Raw genomic sequence first — 20,417 nt, 5'->3', positions numbered from 1 at the left:
ACGAAATGTGGGGCACTCGATGGGCTGGAGGTTGATATCCCATGGTTCCCCTTCTTCTCGTTCTCCTGCTCGCCCTGCTTCTTTTCGGTGCCGGATTCGCGCTGAAGGTGTTGTGGTGGGTCGCCATCATCGTGCTGGCTGTGTGGCTGCTCGGGTTCATCGTCCGGCCCGGGAGCGGTGCGGGCCGAGGCCGCTGGTACCGCTGGTAGCCGGGCCGCCCGACCGCCGCACACCCGTCCCCGCGCGCCGTGAGACCCCACAGGTCTCACGGCGCGCCCGTGCGTCGCACCGCCGCCTCGATCCCGTCCAGCAGCACGCCGAGCCCGGTGGTGAACGTCTCGCGCGCCTGACGCTCCAGGTAGGGCACCGTGTCGTCGGCCGGTGGTGGCTCGGGTGCGCTCTCGCTCTCCAGACGGCCGACGTCCGGGAAGCGGTCCGCGAAGTCCGGGGCCACCTCGCCGAGCAGCGTCGAGCGGGCGAACCACCACTCCTCGTCGGACTGGCCGGTCACCGCCGCGGCCTGCCGGGACTCGGCGACCGTCTGCGCCGAGCCGCGGACGAAGTGGAACAGCGTGCCGATCAGCCGCCGCAGGAGATGCGCGTCGAGCCCGGCCCCGTACAGGAGGCGTACGAGGGTGTTGAGAGCGGTGTACTCGTGCGGGCCCAGCACCGGCCGGGCCTGGGAGACCTGGAGCACCCACGGATGGCGGAGGTGGAAGGCGAGGGTGTCCTCCGCCCAGCGCGTGAGGGAAGCGCGCCAGTCCTCCGTGTCCGGGTAGTCGGACGGGAGTTCGGCATGCACCGCGTCGTACATCAGGTCCAGGAGCTCGCTCCTTCCGGGGACGTACGTGTAGAGGGCCATGGCCGTCCGGCCCAGCCGCTCGCCCACCGCGCGCATCGAGAGCGCCGCCATGCCGTCCGCGTCGGCGACGGCGACGGCGGCGCTCACGATCGCGTCCACGGTCAGTCCGGGCTTGGGCCCCGATCTGGCCGGTCCCGTTCTGCCCGGCCCTGTTCCACCTGGTGCCGGAGCGCTCTCCGTGCGCCACAGCAGGGCGATCGAACGGCGGGCGTCGCCCTGTCCCGCATAGACCACCACTTGCGACTCCTTACGTCATAAAGTAACTTCGCCCAGACGATTCTTTACGGCATAAGGTATCAGGGTGAAAGAAGGTGTCCGCTCCGATGAGTCAGTCGCTGCCGGTGTCGTACGTCCAGGTTGTGGGAGTGGAGCGGATCACGCCGCGGATGGCGCGCGTCACCTTTACCGGAGATGCGCTGGCCGACTTGATCGAGGACCGGCCGGATCAGCAGATGAAGTTCTGCTTCCCGAAGGGGCAGGGCGCGCCCGTGCTGCCGGAACAGGACGCCGACGACACCTACGGGATGCGGTGGTACGAGGCGTACGTCGCGATCACGGAGGCCGAACGGCCGTGGATGCGGAGCTTCACCGTCCGGGCGTACGACCGTGAGCGCAACGAGATGACCGTCGACTTCGTGCTCCACGGCGACACCGGACCCGCCACCCGCTGGGGGCGGACCGCGCGGCCCGGGGACGTACTCGGCATGGTCGGCCCGTCCTCGGCGTATGCCCGGCCGCTGCCCGCCTCCGACTGGCTGCTGCTGGCCGGGGACGCGACAGCACTCCCCGCGATCGGCACGCTGCTCGAAGCACTCCCGGCCGGGATGCGCGCGGTGGCGTACGTGGCGGTTGTCGACGCGGGGGAGGAGCAGCGGCTCTCCTTCGCCGCCGAGGTGACCGTGCGCTGGGTGCACGAGGGGGAGGAACTGACGGACGTGGTCCGCGCGGCGGAGTTGCCGGGCGAGGCGGGGGCGGGGGCCGCATGGCTCGCGGGGGAGTCGGGGACCGTACGGACGCTGCGCCGCCACCTGGTCGAGGAGCGCGGGATGCCCAGGTCGGCGGTGGAGTTCAGTGGTTACTGGCGGCGCAGGCTGACCCAGGACGACGCCCCGACCGAGGAGGACCTGGCCTGGGCGAAGGAGCGGGCGGAGGAGGGTTCACCGTGAGCCGCGCACCGACCGGGGCGACCGGACCGCCCGTCCCGCCAGCACCGAGGTCCGCCTGCCGTCCTCGATGACGAAGCGGCCGTCGATCAGGACGTGCGGGATGCCCACCGGCAGCGTGCGAGGCGCCTCGAAGGTCGAGCCCGCCGCCACCGTCGCCGGATCGAAGAGGACCAGGTCGGCGCGGTATCCCTCACGGACGTAGCCCCGGTCGGGCAGCCGCAGCCGGGCCGCCGGGCGGGAGGTGAGATGGGCGACGCACTCCTCCAGTGAAAGGATGCCCAACTCCCTTACGTACCGGCCGAGATAATGAGGGAACGTGCCGTACGCGCGCGGGTGCGGCTTGTCGCCCTGGAGGATGCCGTCGCTGCCGCCGGTGTGGACGCGGTGGCGCATGATCTGCCGGACGTTCTCCTCGTGGCCGACATGCTGCAGGATCGTCGTACCGAGCCGGTCGCCGAGGAGCAGCCGCCGGGCGGTCACCCAGGGGGCCTCGCCCCGCAGCCGCGCGGACTCGGCCACCGTACGGCCGACATGGTCGGCGAGCGCGGGCACGCTCACGCCGGAGATCTCGATGGTGTCCCACTCGATCGGCACACCGTGGCAGCCGTCCGAGCCGAGGACCTCCAGGTGGTGGCGGACGGTTTCCGCCGTGGCGTCGTCCGCGAGCCGTTCCAGGACGGCCTCCGGGCCACCCTCGCTCGCCCAACTGGGCAGCATGGCCACGAGCGTGGTGCAGCCGGGGGTGTACGGGTACGTGTCGAGCGAGATGTCCGCGCCCGCGGCGAGAGCGTCGTCGAGGAGGGCCAGCAGGTCCGGCGCCTTGCCCTTGTTCACGCCGAAGTTCATGGTGGCGTGCGCGAGATGGAGGGCGCAGCCGGCGTTACGGGTGAGCTGGACCATCTCCTCGTACGCACCGAGCGCGCCCGCGCCGTACGAGCGGTGGTGCGGGCAGTAGTAGCCGTCGTACCGCGCCACCACCCGGCACAGCTCGGTGAGTTCGGCGTCGTCGGCATACATTCCGGGGGTGTACGTCAGCCCGGACGACATGCCGACCGCGCCGTCCGCCATCCCCTGCGCGACGAGCTCCTTCATCCGGGCCAGCTCGGCGTCGGTGGCGGGGCGGTCGTCCCAGCCGACGGCGTACATCCGAACGGTGCCCTGCGGGATGAGGTACGCGGCGTTGACCGCGATGCCCTCGCCGCCGAAGTTGCGGTCGAGACGGTCCAGGTACTCGCCGACCGTGCGCCAGTCGAAGTCGATGTCACCGCCGTCGCCGTTCCAGCCGGTGATCGCCTTGCGCACCTCGGCGAGGGTGCGGGTGTCGACCGGGGCGTACGACAGCCCGTCCTGGCCGAGCACTTCGAGGGTGACGCCCTGGGCGGCCTTCGCGCTGTGATCCGGATCGCGGAGAAGCGCGAGGTCGCTGTGGGCGTGCATGTCGACGAAGCCGGGGGAGAGGGCGAGGCCGCCGGCGTCGAGGGTGCGGCGGGCGGTCGGGCGGGGGCCGTGCCCCTCGCCCTCCTTGCGGATCTCGGCGATCCGGCCGCCGGTGATGCCGATGTCGGCGCGGTAGGAGGGGGTGCCGGTGCCGTCGATGACGGTGGCGTCGCGGATGACGAGATCCATGGTGTGCAGGCCTTTCAGCGCCGGTGTTCTTCCCCCTTCCCGCCCCTTCCCGTAACCGGGGGCGCTGCCCCCGGCCCCCTGGTCCTCAAACGCCGGACGGGCTGGAGTGGACCCGTGACCGGGGGCGCTGCCCCCGCACCCCCGCTCCTCAATCGCCGGAGGGGCTTGAGTGGACCCGCCGGAGGGGTTGGAGTGAACCCGGCGGCGGGCTGGAGTGGACCCGGCGGAGGGGCTTGAGGAGCGGGGGATCGGGGTGGCCCGGCGGGGTGGGAGAGCGCGACGTCCGGCGATTGAGGACGACGCCCGCAGGGATCAGAAGAACGTGCGAATGTAGTCCGTGACCGTGCCGTCCGCCTCGACGAGCGGAATCAACTGCCACTTGTCGAACGACGTGCACGGGTGCGACAGCCCCATGCCGACCCAGTCCCCGACCTCCAGCTCCACCCCGGCCTCGGTGCGCAACCACCCGTGCTGGTCGGACAGCCCGGTGACGGTGATGCCGGTGGCGGCCCGCACCGAACCGTCCCGCCCGGACCGCACGACCTGTGCCTGCGGAAGATCGAGGTCGTACGCCGCGTCCCGCTTCCCCGCGTTCACGAACGCCTGCTCGTCGGACGGCCGCGAGACGACCTGCGCCCAGAGGCGGAACGCGGGCTGCAGGGCGCCCTCCTCCGGAACCCGGTTGAACGGGGTGAGGTGCAGGTAGTGCCCGTCGTCGTGCGAGACGTACGCCCCCGAACGCAGCAGCTTGCATACCGGGCGCGTGAGGTCCGGAATCTCCGCGAAGACTTCCGCGACCGCGTCGAACCAGGCGCTGCCGCCCGCGCTGATCACGATCAGGTCGTCGCCGGCCAGTGTGGCGAACCGGTCCGCCTTGTCGAAGTCGGCGGCCACCCGGACGAGCCGGTGCAGCCAGTCCCGTACCCGCTCCGCGGACGCGTCCGGCACCTCGCCCTCGTAGCCGGCGACCCCGACCAGACGCAGCGTCCCCGCCGCGGCCACCGCGTCGGCGACCGCGACGCAGTCGGCCTCGGTGCGGGCACCCGTGCGGGCCCCCTCACCGGCGCCGAGTTCCACGACCACGTCCACCGGACGTACCGCACCCGCGGCGCGCAGCGCTTCGTCCATCAGCTCGACGCCGCGCACCGAATCGACGTAACAGATGAAGTGGAAGTCGGGGTCGGAGTCCAGCTCGCCGGCGAGCCAGCGCAGTGCGACCGCGTCGACGAGCTCGTTGGCGAGGAAGATCCGTTCGATCCCGTACGCGCGGTACACCCGGACCTGGTGCGGAACGGCGGCGGTGATGCCCCACGCGCCGTGCTCCAGCTGCCGGGCGAAGAGCTGCGGCGCCATGGACGTCTTGCCGTGCGGCGCGAACGCGAGCCCGTGACGTTCGGCGTACGTCTCCAGCAGCGCCAGGTTGTGCGCGACGGACTCGGCGGAGAGGGCGAGGACGGGCGTCGTGAAGCCGCCGGTGAAGAGGTTGCGGCGCTCGGCGGCGAGGGCGGCGACCGTGAGTCCGTCGGCGTCGGGCGGGAGCGCCTTGAAGCGGTGGTCGACGCGCTCGGCGGCGAGTTCGCCGAGCGTGTGGGGAGCTGTCGCGACGTCCTTGTCGGCGGCGGCCATGGACCCTCCTCGAAATCTGGTCGTTGCACCATATGCAACGCCCATTGCGCATATTGCTTGACGCTGTCTAACATCCGAGCCGACGCCGGGTCAATGGTGAGAGCCGGTGCGGAGCACTGACCAGCGAGGAGCCCAGAGTGTCCGGACCCGCAGCCGAGGGACGTGCAGCCGCCACCGCCGATGTCGTCTGCCTCGGTGAGTCCATGGTGACGTTCCTGCCCTCGCAGCCCGGCCGCCTCGCCGACGTCCCGTCCTTCGGCCGTGCGATCGGAGGCGCCGAGTCCAACGTCGCCTGCGCTCTCGCGGCGGCGGGACACCGCGCGAAGTGGGTCGGCCGGGTCGGCGCGGACGGGTTCGGCGACCACCTCGTCGACGCGATCGCGGCCTACGGGGTCGACACGTCGGCAGTCCGGCGCGACCCCGACCGCCCCACCGGCATCTACTTCCGTACGGCGGCGGACCGGGCGACGGGTACCCATGAGGTCGCGTACTACCGGGCAGGGTCGGCGGCCTCCGTGATGTCCCCGGCGAACCTTCCGTACGAGGACGTGCTCGACACGCGCATCCTGCACCTGACCGGCATCACGGCGGCCCTCTCCGCGGACTGCCTGTCCCTGCTCCGCTCCCTCACCGAGCCCCGCCCCGACCGCCCGTTGATCTCCTTCGACGTGAACCACCGCCCGCACCTGTGGCGCGCCGGCGACGAGGGACCGGGCGTGCTGCTCGACCTCGCGCGCCGCGCCGATCTCGTCTTCGTCGGTGAGGACGAGGCGGAGGAGGCCTGGGGGCTGCGGGGCGCCGACGCCATCCGCGAGGCGCTGCCGGAACCGGCGGTGCTCGTGGTCAAGCAGGGGGCGGAGGGGGCGACGGTCTTCTCGGCGCGCCACCCCGAACTCCGGACCGGCGGCCCGGGGGCTGCGCCTTCGACCTCCGACACCGTCACGACTGTCCCCGCCCTCCGCGTGGACGTCGTCGCCGCCGTCGGCGCGGGCGACGCCTTCGCCGCCGGTTTCCTCTCCGCCACCCTCCGCGAGCTCTCCGTCCGGGACCGCGTCCGCCACGGCCACCTCATGGCCGCCGCGGTCCTCACCGTCCCCGGCGACCTCACCGACCCACCGGCCCGTGCCCACGCCGACGAACTCGTCGCTCTCGACGACGCCGCCTGGGGGAGACTTCGTCTCGGTCCCGGCTGGACGGCAGCCGACCGCGCCGGCATCGACCGGAGCCCGGCCCCGCAGGAGGTACCCGCGACATGAGCCAGACCGTCGACCGCGCACTGAGCATCCTCCCGCTCCTGGCCGAGGGCCCCGCCGATCTCGGCCAGGTCGCCGACCGCCTCGGCGTCCACAAGTCCACCGCGCTCCGCCTGCTCCGTACGCTGCACGAACACGGTTTCGTCTACCGCCAGCAGGACCAGCGCTACCGCCTCGGAGCCCGTCTCTTCGCCCTCGCGCAGGAGGCCGTCGAGAACCTCGACGTACGCGAGATCGCCCACCCCCACCTCGTCGAGCTCAACGCGCAGTGCGGGCACACCGTCCATCTCGCGGTGTACGAGGAGGAAGAAGTCCTCTACATCGACAAGGTCGAGAGCCGCTACCCGGTCCGGATGTACTCGCGGATCGGCAAGCCCGTCGCGATCACCGTCGCCGCCGTCGCCAAGCTGCTGCTCGCGGATCTGTCCGAGCCCGAACGGCGGGCGATCGCCGAGAAGCTCGACTACCCCATGTACACGTCCCGTTCGGTCCCGAACGCCGGAGCCTTCCTCAAGGAACTTGCCGTCGTCCGCGAACAGGGCTGGGCCACCGACCTCGGCGGCCACGAGGAGTCCATCAACTGCATCGGCGCCCCGATCCGCGGCGCGGACGGCCGTGTCGTCGCCGCCATGTCGGTCTCCGCACCCAATGTGGTGGTCACGGCCGAGGAACTCCTCACCCTGCTCCCACTGGTGCGCCGCACCGCCGACACCATCAGCCGGGAGTACTCCGGCACCAACCGACCCAAGAAAGCCTGAACCGCGATGACCGAGAAGACCGCCCTCACCCCCAGCACCCACACCACGCCGCCCGCCAAGTTCTCGCACGGCGTGAAGAAGGGGAACATCCTCCAGGTCGCCGGCCAGGTCGGCTTCCTGCCCGCCGTTGAGGGCCAGGCCCCCACCCCGGCCGGCCCGACGCTGCGCGAGCAGACCCTCCAGACGTTCGCCAACGTCAAGGCGATCCTGGAGGAGGGCGGCGCGAGCTGGGACGACGTGATGATGATGCGCGTCTACCTCACGGATGTGGACCACTTCGCGGAGATGAACGAGATCTACAACACCTACTTCGGCGAGCAGAACCTCAAGGAGGCCCCTGCCGCCCGTACGACGGTGTACGTCGGCCTCCCCAAGGGCCTGCTGATCGAGATCGACGCGCTCGCCGTCCTGAGCTGAACGATCCCCGGCTGATCCGCTTGCCCCGCCGCACCACCACGCCACACGGCAAGGCGCTGCCCGAAAACCCCGTCCGCAACGGAGTTGCCCATGCTGCTCGCCGCCACCCCGCAGCCGGTCGAGACGGTCCTCTCGGTGGCGGGGTTCGCGGTGGCGGCGCTGCTGAGTCCAGTGATCTGACGCCGGTGGCGCCGTGGCGCGGGATGCCGGACCGGGCATTCCGCGCTTCTCGGCGCGGCGCGTCGGGCGGCGTCGCCCCTGCGCCACCGTCCGGCCTCCACCCGTCGACCATGCAGCAGCGCCACCGGGGGAGCGGCGGCGCTGCTGGTCAAGGGCTGGTGCGGGGGAACACCGGGGCGATGGGTTACGGCAGGCCGTGGACGTGCGGGGCCACCGCGTTCGACCAGGCGTTGCCCGACTTGGCGTCCCAGTTGGTGGACCAGGTCATGGCTCCGCGGATACCCGGGTAGGTCTTCGCGGGCTTGAAGGTGCCGCAGTTGGTGCCCGAGGCCAGGCAGTCCAGGGCCGCGTTCACGATGGACGGGGAGACATAGCCGCTGCCCGCGCCGCTCGTGGAGGCGGGGACGCCGAGGCCGACCTGTGACGGGTCGAGGCCACCCTCCAGCTGGATGCACGCGAGTGCGGTGAGGAAGTCGACCGAGCCCTGCGAGTAGACCTTGCCGTCGCAGCCGAGCATCGAACCGCTGTTGTAATACTGCATGTTGACGACGGTCAGGATGTCCTTGACGCCGAGTGCCGTCTTGAAGTACTCGCCCGAGGTCGACTGCATGTCGATGGTCTGCGGGGCCATCGTGATGACGAGACCGGATCCGGCCTTCTGCGACAGCGAGCGCAGCGCCTTCGTCATGTAGGTGGAGTTGAGGCCGTTCTCGAGGTCGATGTCGACGCCGTTGAAGCCGTACTCCTGGATCAGCGCGTAGACGGAGTCGGCGAAGTTGGTGGCGGATGCGTCGCTGTTGACGGAGACGGATCCCTTCTCGCCGCCGACCGAGATGATGACGTTCTTCCCGGCCGCCTGCTTGGCCTTGATGTCGGCCTTGAACTGGTCGACGGTGTAGCCGTTCAGGCCTGCCGTGTCCAGGTTGAAGGTGACGGCGCCCGGTGTGGTCGTGGCGTCGGCGAAGGAGACCGCGACGATGTCGTAGTTGGCGGGCACGTCGCTGAGCTTCTGCACGGTCGCGCCGTTGTTGAAGTTCTGCCAGTAGCCGGTCACCGCGTGCTTGGGGACCGAGGTGCCGGGGTTGCCGCCGCCGGAGGTGGCCGTGCGCCCGCTGATCGTCGAGGACTTGACGGACTCACCGGCCGCGTTGGTGGCGGTCACCGCGAACTGGTACGCCGTGTCGGCGGCCAGCCCCGTGACCGTCGCCGATGTCCCGGTGGACGTGGTGACCTTCGTACCGCCCTTGTAGACCGAGTAGCCCGTCGCGCCGGACACCGCGTTCCAGGACAGGGCGATGGAGGAGGACGTGGTCGTGCCGACGGTGAGACCGGCGGGAGCGGCCGGGATCGTCGGCGCGGGGTCGGTGCCGCCGCCGCCGTCGGGGCCGGTGACGGAGATGTCGTCGGCGAGGTAGGCGGCCTGCCCGTACCAGCCGTGGAGGTACACGGTCACCGAGGTGGTGCTCGGGCCGGTCGTGAATCCGGTGGAGAGCTTGGTCCAGCTGCTGGAGTCGGGGGACCAGGTCGACACGTCGGTCGTTCCGGTGCCGGTCACGCCGATGTACGCGTATCCGCCCTGCACCCAGCCGCTGAGTGCGTACGTGGAGTTCGGTTTCACGGCCACGGTCTGTGTGCACTGGGCGTTGTCCTGGCCGGCCGGGGTCGCCTTCAGGGCCGCGGCGCCGCCGTGCACGGGGGAGGAGACGGTGGTGCCGCTGCCGCCCGAACAGGTCCAGTTGGCGAGTCCGGACTCGAAGCCCGCGTTCTTGGCGACGTTGACGTCGGCAGCCTGGGCGGTGCCGACGAGGCCGGTGACGGTCAGCGCGCCGGCGGCGACAACGGCCATGCCCGCGCCGAGGAGCGGGCGGGTGTGACCTCTTCCGTGCCGGGTGCCGGGTGAACGTTCCACTTGCTGCCTCCGTGGGGGAGTGGGGGATGCCAGGGGGATTGCTGGGGATGCCTGGAGTGGTGGCTGGGGGTGCCGGCGAGTGTCGGGGGTAGGACACGGGGATGTCGCGGGGGTGGAGCGGAGGTGGGACGAGGAAACGTGACCACCGCTGGGCGATAAGCTGGTCCAGACCAATCGAGTTGTCAAGACCTCTGGCGGCAACGGCTGTGAGCGACGGGCTCGGTGGCCGTGGTGGGCGCGACGGAATCGCGGGGTTCGGTGGCCCGTACCACCGTCGGTCGAAGTCGTCCGGAGGCAGCCTCCGTTGACGCTTTCCGGTGATCTTTTCGCGCGCGGTTCGAGCGCTCTCGCGAGTGGGCGGGCCGAGATCGTCGGACAGTGACCGAGCCCCGACTCGGAGCCTGCCGCCGATCGGCGGAGATCCATTCTGACGTGCGCGAACGAATTCTGAACATCGGGAATCGGAACCGATTCCAGTAACCCTCCGCAGTGGTACGGAAGTTAACGAGTCTCGGTTTCGTCCGATTTCGCACCGGTGCGTTGCGTGCGGGTCACCCCCGCACCGCGCGCACCTTGTCGTACTGGCCTCCGAAAAGTGTTCTCTGGCTGGTAAGACGTGGATAAAGTGCTGACGCAGAAGCACGGAGCAGGAGCGATTGCGGCCGTTGTCGTGACGACAACGGCCGGAGCCGAACGGGGAACCAGCGTGCCGACCGCAATAACAGTGACCAGTGCTGATCTCGTGCTGCCGCCGACCGACCAGCAGACACCGACAGCCGCTTTACTCCGGGCTCCGGAAGACCAGACCATGGACCAGGCGATCGGCGACATGCATGTGCTGCTGGAGCAGCACGGGTATGTCGTCGCCATCTACTCGGCCAACCTGCCGATCGCCCATGAGCGCAGGATGCACTCCGTCAGATCGGTCCTGGAGAGTGACCGGATCGCCCTGCTCAAGGTGGATCTGCCACCGTTGGGCATCGCCGTACTGGTGCGTCAGCTGCGTCAGTTGTCGATCTGCGACTTCAGCCCGGGGGTGGTGGCATCCGCCGCTCGGCTGCTGCCCCACTACATCCACGCCGGCGCCCTGCTGAACTCCGTCACCAAGCTGGACCGGGTTCCGGTCAGCCTGAAGACGCATGCCAAGTCCTGGGTCCCGGGGTCCCAGTTCGCCGTGCTTGCGGGCCCGAACCCGCAGCTCATCAAGGTCGGTCCGACCGTCAAACCTATGGACGGACCCGAATTCGCGACGGATCTGCTGGTCGCCAAGGGGCAGTCGCAGTCCGAATGGGTGCAACAGACCTTGGCCCCCGCATGGAAGGTCCAGGCCATTCACGAGGCCGCCCTGCCTTCCGATTCCCCCGGCTGGTGGGGGACCGGAAAGCTGGTGGAATTTGCGGCTTACCTTCCGGACATCTCCGTGCTGTACCAACTCGTCGCCTCGGTAAGGCGGGAGATCTGCCACTGGTGCGGAATGGAGCTCATCGGGGACCGTTGCGGATTCTGTACGTCACCGCTTCACGCTCCCGAGAACCGAATGCCTTCCAGCGGTGTCCTCAGCCAGGGGGCACCTGCACCACCGGGCTCCTAGCGCCCCCGGATTCCTCCACAGTCGCATATATCTGCTCCCGCTCCTCGACCACCGCTCCTGAGCCCCACTCCTCGACCACCGCTCCTGCGCCCCGCCCCTGTCATCCGCAGTCCCTGTCAAGCCGCACACAAGGCCCATAGGCAGGTCTACGCGCAGATACAGACGCAGATTCAGACATAAAAAGAGTTACCGCGCATCCTTCTGTCCGCTGCCCCACGCATCCGATACGAACGAGGTTGTCCGGCCCATGAACTCCCGCCAGCGCCGCGGCGTGATACTCCTGCTCCTGTCGGTCCTGTGCGCCTTCGGCGCCTTCGCCGGGGTGCTCTCGGTGATCAGCGACGTCAACTCCAAGGTCGGCCCCGAGGTCTCCGCCTACCAGTTGAAGTCCGACGTCGCCCCCTATACGGCGCTGTCCACCGGACAGTTCAAAAAGATCACGATGCCGAAGCGCTGGCTCTCGACCAACGCCGTGACCGACCTCTCCGAGGTCAACGGCAAGATCGCCGTCACCCAGCTGCGCAAGGGCTCGCTGCTCCAGTCGGACATGATGCAGAAGCGTCCCGAACTGCAGCCCGGTGAGCAGGAGATCGCCATCATGATCGACGCCGCGACCGGTGTCGCGGGCAAGATCACCGCCGGTGCGACGGTCAACATCTATGCCACCTTCGCCGGGGAACGGGACGGCGCGCCGTCCCAGTCGAAGGTCATCGTCTCCAACGCCAAGGTCCTGGACGTCGGCAAGCTGACCGCCCTGGAGCCGGGCCGGGACGCCAAGTCGAACATGGGCACCGAGGCCGTCCCGATCACCTTCGCGCTCAACACGCTCGACACCCAGCGCGTCGCCTATGCCGAGTCCTTCGCGGAGCACGTACGCCTTGCGCTCCTCGCCTCCGGCAGCGACAGCACCATCCGCCCGGGCGACCGCACCTACACGCTCGACAAGGACAAGTGAGGATCGAATGACCACGAGGATCCTCCCGGCGGTCGGCGACCCCGACGCGGCCAGATCCGTCACCACCCTGCTCAGCCAGCTCCCCGACGCCGAGCCAGGGGCTCCCGTCGGCGACTCGACGCAGCTGATCGACACCCTCGCCCGGCTCGCCGGCGAGTCGCTCGACGAACTGCCCGAGGTCGTGCTGGTCCATGAGCGGATCGGCCCGGTGCCGGCTCTGGAACTGATCCGGGAGGTCTCGCTGCGCTTCCCCGCCATCGGGGTCGTGCTGATCACCGCCGACGCCAGCCCCGGCCTGTTCGCCGCGGCAATGGAGTCCGGCGCCCGCGGCCTGGTCACCCTCCCGCTGAGTTACGAGGAGCTGGTCAACCGGGTCCAGTCCGCCGCCCAGTGGTCGGTCGGAGTCCGCCGCCACCTGGGCACCGGAGGCGATGTCTTCACCGGTCCCGGCGGCACGGTCGTCACGGTCAGCGGCGCCAAGGGCGGGGTGGGCGCCACCGTCACAGCGGTCCAGCTCGCCCTGGCCTCCCAGGCGTCGGGCCGTACGGTCGCTCTCGTCGACATGGACCTCCAGGCCGGTGACATCGCCTCGTACCTCGATGTGCAGTTCCGGCGCTCCATCGTCGACCTGGCGGCGATCACCGACATCTCGCCCCGCGTCCTGTCCGACGCCGTGTTCAGCCACAGCTCCGGCCTCGCCCTGCTGCTGGCGCCCGGCGAGGGCGAACGCGGGGAGGAGGTCAGCGACCGGTCGGCCCGCCAGATCGTCAGCGCCCTGCGGTCGCGGTACGAGGTCGTGGTCATCGACTGCGGCAGCCAGCTCCAGGGCGCGAACGCGGCGGCCATCGAAATGGCGGACACGGCGCTGCTGGTCACCACTCCGGACGTGATCGCGGTGCGCGGCGCGAAGCGGACCGTACGGATGTGGGACCGGCTGCAGATCCGCAAGGCGGAGGAGACGCTGACCCTCGTCAACCGGTTCATCCGCAACACCGAGATCCAGCCCCCGCTGATCGAGAAGATCACCGGGACCCGGATGGCGAACACGGCCGTCCCCGCGAACTTCAAGGAGCTCCAGGGCGCCGTCGACGCGGGGCGGATGCATGAACTCGATGCCAAGAGCACGGTGAAGCAGGCGCTGTGGGGCCTGGCCGGAGAGCTGGGGATCGTGAAGGTCCCCGAAAACGCGGACAAGCGCGGCAAGTTCAAGAACGACCGAGGCTCGATCGGACGCCCGCGCAGACGGCGCGACGGTGACACCGGGGGCCGTGCGACGACCGAGGAGGCACGTTGAGCCATGGCGACCACCGAGATGAACGGCCCGGAGATACGGGAAACACAGGGAGTCCGAGGACGGCGTTACCGCACAGCCGACCGTGAGCACGACGGCTGCCGTGTGACGGGGCGGGACCGTGACCGCGGTCAGACCGCCATCGAGTTCCTGGGGGTCACACCGCTGATCATCCTGTTGATGATCGCGCTCTGGCAGTGTGCGCTGATCGGCTACACCTTCTCGCTCGCGGGGAACTCGGCGGACGAGGCCGCCCACAAGGGCGCCATCTCCGGCGGTCTGCGCGCACAGGCATGCAGGCAGGTCGCCACCGAGCACCTTCCGAAGGCATGGCGGGAGAAGTCCAGGACGACGTGCCGCTCCTCGTCCGACATGTACAAGGCCGAGGTCAAGCTCAAGGTGCCGGTCCTGGTGCCCGGCGTCCTGAACTGGCCCTTCCACGTCACCGGCAGCGCCGCCGCACCGCTGGAGGGCTGAGCGATGAACGCACGCACGCACACACCCGCACGCACCACCCGCCGCCGTGACCGGGGTCAAGTCGCCATCGAGTACATGGGCTTCATCCCGCTGCTGCTCCTGGTCGGTCTCCTCGCGATCCAGATGGGCCTTGCCGCGTACGCCGCCAACCAGGCGGGCACCGGCGCCCGTGCCGGAGCCCGCCTGTCCAGCATGTCCGCCAGCGGGTCCGACTGCGCGGGGGCGGGCAGGGACGCGATGAGCGACTGGACCGCGAACAGGGCCCGCTTCAGGGCGAAGCCCTCCTTCGACAAGGTCACCTGCACCGTCCGCGTCAAGGTGCCGCGCATCATTCCCGGCGTCGACATCTGGGGCTGGGCCGAACGAAGCTCCACGATGCCCCGCACCTGACCCCACAGCGCGCCGCACGTACGGCTGAGGCCCCACCGGTAAGCCAGAACGAGGAGTTACGGACATGAGTCTGCGGGCACGCGTCACCGCCCCCGAGAAGCACAGCGGGGCGAGGGAGGACGGCCACATGGTCGCCACCTACCGCGCCAAGCTGCTCGAAGAGATCGACCTGGCGGAGATGTCCTCGCTCGCCGCAGCCGACCGGCGGGCCCGGCTGGAGCGCGTCCTCAGCCACATCATCAGCCGTGAGGGACCGGTCCTCTCGACCGTCGAACGCACGCAACTGATCCGCCGGGTCGTCGACGAGGCTCTCGGTCTCGGCATCCTGGAACCGCTCCTCGAGGACGCGTCGATCACCGAGATCATGGTGAACGGACCGGACCAGATCTTCGTCGAGCGCAGCGGCAAGGTGGAGCAGCTCCCGATGCGCTTCGGTTCGCACGAGCAGCTGATGCAGACCATCGAGCGCATCGTGTCGACCGTCAACCGCCGGGTGGACGAGTCGAATCCGATGGTCGACGCCCGCCTGCCCAGCGGCGAGCGTGTCAATGTGATCATCCCGCCGCTCTCGCTGTCCGGTGCGACGCTCACCATCCGACGCTTCCCGAGGGCCTTCACGCTCCAGGAGATGATCAACATCGGCTCGCTCGACGAGCAGATGCTGATCCTTCTCTCCGGGCTCGTCCAGGCCAAGCTCAACGTCATCGTCTCCGGGGCCACCGGCACAGGAAAGACGACGCTGCTCAACGCTCTCTCCGGGCTCATCCCGGACAGGGAGCGCATCGTCACCATCGAGGACTCCGCAGAGCTCCAGCTCCAGCAGAGCCATGTGATCCGACTGGAGTCCCGCCCGGCGAACGTCGAGGGGAAGGGGCAGATCACCATCCGTGACCTGGTCCGCAACTCCCTGCGTATGCGCCCCGACCGGATCGTTGTCGGTGAGGTCCGTGGCGGTGAATCGCTCGACATGCTCCAGGCGATGTCGACCGGTCACGACGGCTCGCTCGCCACCGTCCACGCCAACAACGCCGAGGACGCGCTCATGCGTCTCCAGACCCTGGCGTCGATGTCCGAGATCAAGATCCCGTTCGAGGCCCTGCACGACCAGATCAACAGCGCCGTCGATGTCATCGTCCAGCTCACCCGGCACGCCGACGGCTCCCGCAAGGTCACCGAGATCGCCGTCCTCGACTCGCACGGCCGTGACCCCTACCGCATCGTGACCGTCGCCCGGTTCAACGCCCAGCCGATGGCCGCCGACGGGCGGATCTACGGCGAGTTCCAGTACCTCCCGATCCCGCGCAAGATCGCCGACCGTCTCTACATGGCCAGCCAGCCCATCCCGCAGGCCTTCGGAGTCGCCGCGTCCGCCGAACAGCTCGCCACCCGAGAGGCCAATTAGGTACCTGTGCCATGACAAATCTTCCTCTTCTCACGATCGGTGTCACGCTGCTCTGCGGCGTGACGGGCGTCATGGGCCTGCACGCCTACTCCGGCGGGAAGGCCGACCAGGAAGCGCTGGTCGACCGGCTGTCGCACACCGGCCAGATCCCCGAGGCAGGGCGCCACCGCCGCTTCCGGGGTGTCGACCGCAGGCTGCGCAAGACCGGGCTGGGCCGCAAGCTCGAACTGAAACTGGCGGCCACCGGACTCGAGATCACGCCCGGCGAATTCTTCGTCTACGCGCTCGCCGCGATGGCCGCACTGTGGATGATCGCCTCGTCGATCCTCGCCAGCTTCTTCGGTCCGGTCGCGGCACTCATCGGGCTCTGGGGCACCAACGCCTTCCTGAACTGGCAGCGGACCAAGCGCACCGAACGCTTCATCAACCAGCTCCCCGAACTCGCCCGCATCCTCGCCAACGCCACCCAGGCAGGGCTCGCGCTCCGCACGTCCATCAGCATGGCGGCGGACGAGATGGAGGACCCGGCGGGCGAGGAACTGGCCCGGGTCGCCCGCCGCCTCGCCGTCGGCGAATCCCTCGACGACGCGCTGAGTGAGCTGACCGACCGGCTGCCGTCGCGTGAACTCGTCGTCCTCGTCACGACGCTCGTCCTGTCCAACCGGGCCGGCGGCACGGTCGTCAGCTCCCTGCGCAACCTCACCGAGACGCTGGAGGAGCGCAAGGAGACCCGGCGCGAGGTCAAGACCCAGCTGTCCCAGGTGACGGTCACCGCCTACGCGGTCCCCGCTTTCGGCCTGGGCGCCATGCTCCTGATGAATGCGGTGATGCCCGGCGCACTCGACCGCATGACCGGCGCCCTCATCGGCCAGGTAGCGGTGATCGTCGCCATCGTCCTGTACGCGATCGGATTCATCGTGATCCGTCGCCTGTCCCGGATCGACGTCTGATGGGCGGCGCGAATATGGACCTGCTGCTCGCAGGCGTCGTAGGACTCGCGGTGTTCGGAGCCATCGCCGGTATCCGCATGTACCGGGCTGACGCCAAACTGCCCAGTGACCTCGCCATCGCCCTGGAGGTCGGCGCCACCCGCACCACTGCGGTCGGTTCCGGCATCGACCGGATGGGCATGCGCTGGGCCCCCATGGTGCTGCGGATGATGGGCCCCAAGGCGGTCAACAAGAAGCGCCGCCAGATCGACATGGCGGGCAACCCGGGCGGTCTGACCATCGACCGCTACGCCGCCCGCCGCTTCGTCTACGGCGCCCTCGGCGCGTTCGGCGCCCTGACGATGCTGATGCGCGGCCAGCTCTTCCTCGCCATTCTACTGATCGCCTTCGGTCTGTTCTGGGTCGAGGTCGGCATCTGGGCGGCGGTTCGTGTCCGCAGGGACCACATCGACCGGACGCTCCCCGACTTTCTCGACGTCCTCGCCGTCGTCGTCTCCGCCGGCCTCGGCTTCCGCCAGGCGCTCGGTCGTGTCGCGGAGAAGTACGAGGGCCCCTGGGCCGACGAGCTCCGCATCACCCTGCGCCAGATGGACATGGGTGTCAGCCGCCGCGAGGCGTTCGAGCAGCTGCGCAAGCGCAACGACTCGGAACAGGTCGCGATGTTCGTGACGACGCTCCAGCAGGGCGAGGAGCTCGGTGCGCCGATCGTCGAGACGCTGATCCAGATCGCCAACGACATGCGGCGTACGGACGCCCAGAACGCCCGCAGGAAGGCGGCCAGGGCCGTCCCCAAGGCGACCTTCGCGGTCACCTCCTTCCTGCTGCCGGGAACCCTGGTGCTGCTGACGGTCGGCTTCGTCTACGGAGCCAACGTCGACTTCAGCTTCCTCTCGGGCGGATGACATGGACGACGGAGCCGATGACCACGACCTACGGAGGAGGTGACAGGCACATGTCGTTCCCAATCGGCAGCGCGCAGACGGGACTGACGTCGGACGTACGTCAGGCTATTGCCGACCCCGGGCCGCGCCCGGCGTTCGCCATCCAGCTCAACGCGCTCCAGGCGATGTGCCGGCAGGTCTTCGGATTCCGGCTCGCCATGATTGGTATGGCCACCCCGTTCGCGATCGCGCACACGGAGCCGGGACCGGCCACCTGGCTGATCGGCTCGGCGATCCTCGTCACCTTCATGGGCTCGTACGTCCTGTTCCGGGACTGGGAGCGCTTCGGTCCCGTCCTGCTCCGCCACCCCTGGCTGCTCGGCATAGACGCACTGTTCGGTGCCCTGCTGCTGGTCACCGCCACACCCGAGTCCACGCTCGCGTACGTGACCGTCTGCACCCCGCTGCTGGCCGGACTCGTCTACGGCTGGCGGGGCGCGGCGGTTTTCGCGGCGCTCCAGACGGTGATCGTCTTCGGCGTGTACGCCACCGACCCGAAGCTGGATTCCGCCGACGCGACGGCACTCCTCCTGCCCGGCTTCTGCATCATCGCGGGCGCCGTCGGCGTGACCCTGCGCAATCTCCTCCTCCGCTTCGGCACGGCCAGCCAGGCGCTCACCGAGACCAGGGCACGGCTCGCGGTGAACGAGGCGGTGGAGGGCGAGCGCACCCGGCTCGCCCGGGAGATGCACGACTCGGTGGCCAAGACCCTGCACGGTCTGGCGCTGGCCGCCGACGGCCTGGCCGGCTCCTCCGACCGGATGGACCCGCTCACCGTCAAGCACCAGGCCGAACTGGTCGCGCGCTCCGCCCGCCGGGCGGCGGCGGAATCGCGGGAGCTCCTCTCCGACCTGCGCCGCGAGTCCGGACTCGACGGGGGAGTGGACGTGGTCAGCGAGCTCCGTGCCCGGGCGGACGACTTCACCCGCCGCCACGGACTCACGGCCACCTTCCGGATGCTCAACGAGGCCCCGGTCCCGTCCGTACCGCAGGTGGTCGCCCGCCAGCTGCTCACGGTCGCCTCCGAAGCGATGGAGAACGCCCATCGCCATGCCCACCCCACCTATCTCGTCGTGCTCGCAGGCGTGAAGGGCGATGTCCTGCGCGTCAGCGTGTACGACGACGGGCGCGGCCTGCCCCCGGGCACGACGCTCGACGACCTCAGGCGCGCCGGTCACTTCGGTCTCGTCGGCATGGTCGAACGCGCCGCGTCCATCGGCGCCCGCATCCGCATCGGCAAGGGCAAGGCGGCCAAGGGCACCGAAGTACGCCTGGAACTCCCGGTGGCCGCTCTCGTCGCCGGTCCGGAAACACAGCAACTGAACTGATCCGCTCCACCCCACCCTCACCCCCCATAGATCCTGAGAGGAGGTCGCAGAATGCCGGACGATGTCTCCCGCGCGTCGGGCCAGAACTGGGCGGCACAGAACCACACCTCCCAGCACACGTCCTCGCACATCACCCCGCTCACCTCGGAGCTCAGCTCCTCCGGGTTCCCCATCCCCCAGCAGCCCGCGGCATCCGAGGTCACACCTCCCTTCCCCGCAGCCCCGCCCCTGGCTCTCCCCAGCCCCCTGCGGGTCGTCGTCGCCGACGACAACCCCGTGGTCCGGGCCGGCCTGGGCGTGCTGCTCTCCGGCCGTGAGGACATCGAAGTCGTGGCGGAGGCCGTGGACGGCCGCCAGGCCTACGACATGGCCGTGCAGCACCGCCCGGACGTCGTCCTGCTCGACGTCCGCATGCCGGGCGTCGACGGCATCTCCGCGCTTCCGCACCTTGTGCGGGTCGCCCCCGTCATGATGCTGACCTACAGCCGCGAGAGCGAGATCGTCCACGAGGCGCTGCGGCTGGGCGCCGGTGGCTATCTGGTGCACGGCGAGTTCACGGCGGATCAACTGGTGCAGGCGGTACGGGACACCAAGAGCGGCCGCGCCCACTTCACCGCGACTGCGGCGAACGCGCTCCTGGCCCATATGCGGCAGGGGACGGCACCACAGGGGCAACCCCTTCCGGAGGGGCTGGGGACGGCGCTGACCACGGGCGTCCCCTACCCGAGGCCTGGATACGACGGACCCCCGGCGGGCGTGGCGCAGCAGGACGGTGCGCATGCACACGGCTCCGGTCCCGAAATGCTTCCACCTGCGCCACAACCGGTCCGAAACGCTCAGGGTCTTTCGCATCTGCAACCGGTTGTGGCACAGTCTTCACTGACCGGGACGGCGGGAACGGCACCCAACAGGCAGCAGTACGGGCTGAGTTCGCGGGAGGTGGAGGTCATGGAGCTGATCGCGTCCGGCATGAGCAACCAGCAGATCGCCGCCACCTGCTTCATCAGCGAGAAGACGGTCAAGAACCACATCAACCGCATCTTCACCAAGCTCCACAGCGGCAGCCGCAGTGAGGCGATCGCCCGCTGGCTCGGCACGGCCCCGACGGGTGGGCCCGGCGCGCGGGGGACTGGTGGCCGTGGCTGAGGCGAAGGTCCGGACATCGGACAACAGCGCGGGCCTCGGGACCCAACTCCCCTTTTGGGCCCGGGAATGGGCCCTGGGACCCTCTGGCGGGCAGGGTGTGCCGCCGTATGTTTCTCATGTCGCCAGCGGGACCGGCCAGGAGGAAGCCG

At 69.6% G+C, this 20,417-nt stretch carries 19 protein-coding genes; 15 read left to right on the top strand and 4 right to left on the bottom strand.

Going from position 1 to position 20,417, the window contains the following annotated elements; all coding sequences use genetic code 11:
• Positions 1 to 41 precede the first annotated feature (41 nt).
• Positions 42 to 209 (top strand): hydrophobic protein, encoded by a 168-nt coding sequence (locus OG395_RS22900; RefSeq protein WP_266982112.1) that lies wholly within the window; start codon positions 42 to 44, stop codon positions 207 to 209.
• Positions 210 to 265: 56 nt separating this feature from the next.
• Here OG395_RS22900 and OG395_RS22895 read toward each other — a convergent pair whose 3' ends face one another.
• Positions 266 to 1,099 carry a TetR/AcrR family transcriptional regulator C-terminal domain-containing protein gene (locus OG395_RS22895; RefSeq protein ID WP_327244624.1) on the bottom strand — a complete coding sequence of 278 codons (834 nt, stop codon included), beginning with the start codon at positions 1,097 to 1,099 and terminating at the stop codon, positions 266 to 268.
• Between the two features lie 86 nt (positions 1,100 to 1,185).
• On the opposite strand from OG395_RS22895, the gene OG395_RS22890 reads away from it, so the two are divergent.
• Positions 1,186 to 2,028, top strand: coding sequence for a siderophore-interacting protein (locus OG395_RS22890; protein WP_327244623.1), 843 nt, complete (start codon positions 1,186 to 1,188; stop codon positions 2,026 to 2,028).
• On the opposite strand, the gene OG395_RS22885 is transcribed toward OG395_RS22890, so the two are convergent.
• Together OG395_RS22885 and OG395_RS22880 are read right to left on the bottom strand one after the other, a co-directional pair.
• Positions 2,020 to 3,654: an N-acyl-D-amino-acid deacylase family protein gene (locus OG395_RS22885; protein ID WP_327244622.1), complete on the bottom strand. Its 1,635-nt coding sequence runs from the start codon at positions 3,652 to 3,654 to the stop codon at positions 2,020 to 2,022. The genes OG395_RS22890 and OG395_RS22885 overlap by 9 nt on opposite strands.
• Positions 3,655 to 3,966: 312 nt before the next feature.
• Positions 3,967 to 5,280, bottom strand: coding sequence for an alanine racemase (locus OG395_RS22880; protein WP_327244621.1), 1,314 nt, complete (start codon positions 5,278 to 5,280; stop codon positions 3,967 to 3,969).
• 137 nt (positions 5,281 to 5,417) lie between these two features.
• Here OG395_RS22880 and OG395_RS22875 point away from each other — a divergent pair, with 137 nt between their 5' ends.
• From OG395_RS22875 to OG395_RS22865, 3 genes are read left to right on the top strand one after another with little or no spacing between them, the layout of a single operon-like run.
• On the top strand, positions 5,418 to 6,536 hold the full coding sequence (locus OG395_RS22875; protein ID WP_327244620.1) for a sugar kinase: 1,119 nt from the start codon (positions 5,418 to 5,420) through the stop codon (positions 6,534 to 6,536).
• On the top strand, positions 6,533 to 7,291 hold the full coding sequence (locus tag OG395_RS22870) for an IclR family transcriptional regulator (RefSeq protein ID WP_327244619.1): 759 nt from the start codon (positions 6,533 to 6,535) through the stop codon (positions 7,289 to 7,291). Before OG395_RS22875 ends, OG395_RS22870 begins: the two co-directional genes overlap by 4 nt.
• 6 nt (positions 7,292 to 7,297) lie before the next feature.
• On the top strand, positions 7,298 to 7,708 hold the full coding sequence (locus OG395_RS22865; RefSeq protein WP_266982100.1) for a RidA family protein: 411 nt from the start codon (positions 7,298 to 7,300) through the stop codon (positions 7,706 to 7,708).
• Positions 7,709 to 8,072: 364 nt separating this feature from the next.
• On the opposite strand, the gene OG395_RS22860 is transcribed toward OG395_RS22865, so the two are convergent.
• Positions 8,073 to 9,797, bottom strand: coding sequence for a chitinase (locus tag OG395_RS22860; RefSeq protein WP_327244618.1), 1,725 nt, complete (start codon positions 9,795 to 9,797; stop codon positions 8,073 to 8,075).
• A gap of 742 nt (positions 9,798 to 10,539) precedes the next feature.
• Here OG395_RS22860 and OG395_RS22855 point away from each other — a divergent pair.
• The 10 genes from OG395_RS22855 (at position 10,540) to OG395_RS22810 (ending at position 20,268) form a co-directional block, all read left to right on the top strand.
• Positions 10,540 to 11,388 carry a hypothetical protein gene (locus OG395_RS22855; RefSeq protein ID WP_327249424.1) on the top strand — a complete coding sequence of 283 codons (849 nt, stop codon included), beginning with the start codon at positions 10,540 to 10,542 and terminating at the stop codon, positions 11,386 to 11,388.
• A gap of 247 nt (positions 11,389 to 11,635) precedes the next feature.
• The gene (gene cpaB / locus OG395_RS22850) at positions 11,636 to 12,343 is read left to right on the top strand and encodes a Flp pilus assembly protein CpaB (protein WP_327244617.1); all 708 of its coding nucleotides are present in this window, start codon (positions 11,636 to 11,638) and stop codon (positions 12,341 to 12,343) included.
• 7 nt (positions 12,344 to 12,350) lie between these two features.
• Positions 12,351 to 13,637: an AAA family ATPase gene (locus OG395_RS22845; RefSeq protein ID WP_327244616.1), complete on the top strand. Its 1,287-nt coding sequence runs from the start codon at positions 12,351 to 12,353 to the stop codon at positions 13,635 to 13,637.
• Positions 13,638 to 13,640: 3 nt separating this feature from the next.
• Positions 13,641 to 14,111, top strand: coding sequence for a TadE family protein (locus tag OG395_RS22840; protein WP_327244615.1), 471 nt, complete (start codon positions 13,641 to 13,643; stop codon positions 14,109 to 14,111).
• Positions 14,112 to 14,114: 3 nt separating this feature from the next.
• Entirely contained in the window at positions 14,115 to 14,501 is a 387-nt protein-coding gene (locus OG395_RS22835) for a TadE/TadG family type IV pilus assembly protein (RefSeq protein ID WP_327244614.1), read from the top strand.
• A 64-nt stretch (positions 14,502 to 14,565) separates the two neighbouring features.
• Positions 14,566 to 15,903 (top strand): CpaF family protein, encoded by a 1,338-nt coding sequence (locus tag OG395_RS22830; RefSeq protein WP_037688583.1) that lies wholly within the window; start codon positions 14,566 to 14,568, stop codon positions 15,901 to 15,903.
• 11 nt (positions 15,904 to 15,914) lie between these two features.
• Positions 15,915 to 16,853, top strand: coding sequence for a type II secretion system F family protein (locus tag OG395_RS22825; protein WP_266982087.1), 939 nt, complete (start codon positions 15,915 to 15,917; stop codon positions 16,851 to 16,853).
• A gap of 14 nt (positions 16,854 to 16,867) precedes the next feature.
• Positions 16,868 to 17,755, top strand: a complete 888-nt coding sequence (locus tag OG395_RS22820; protein ID WP_037689519.1) for a DUF5936 domain-containing protein — start codon at positions 16,868 to 16,870, stop codon at positions 17,753 to 17,755.
• Between the two features lie 50 nt (positions 17,756 to 17,805).
• A complete protein-coding gene (locus OG395_RS22815; protein ID WP_327244613.1) occupies positions 17,806 to 19,122 on the top strand; it encodes a sensor histidine kinase in 1,317 nt (438 codons plus the stop codon).
• 51 nt (positions 19,123 to 19,173) lie between these two features.
• Positions 19,174 to 20,268 (top strand): response regulator transcription factor, encoded by a 1,095-nt coding sequence (locus OG395_RS22810; RefSeq protein WP_327244612.1) that lies wholly within the window; start codon positions 19,174 to 19,176, stop codon positions 20,266 to 20,268.
• Positions 20,269 to 20,417 lie beyond the last annotated feature (149 nt).

Origin of the sequence: Streptomyces sp. NBC_01320 (genome assembly GCF_035974375.1) — a bacterium.
In the GTDB taxonomy this organism is placed as follows: domain Bacteria; phylum Actinomycetota; class Actinomycetes; order Streptomycetales; family Streptomycetaceae; genus Streptomyces; species Streptomyces yanii.
Note: the sequence above shows the minus strand (reverse complement) of the source record. Positions and strands in the feature narration are given on the sequence as shown.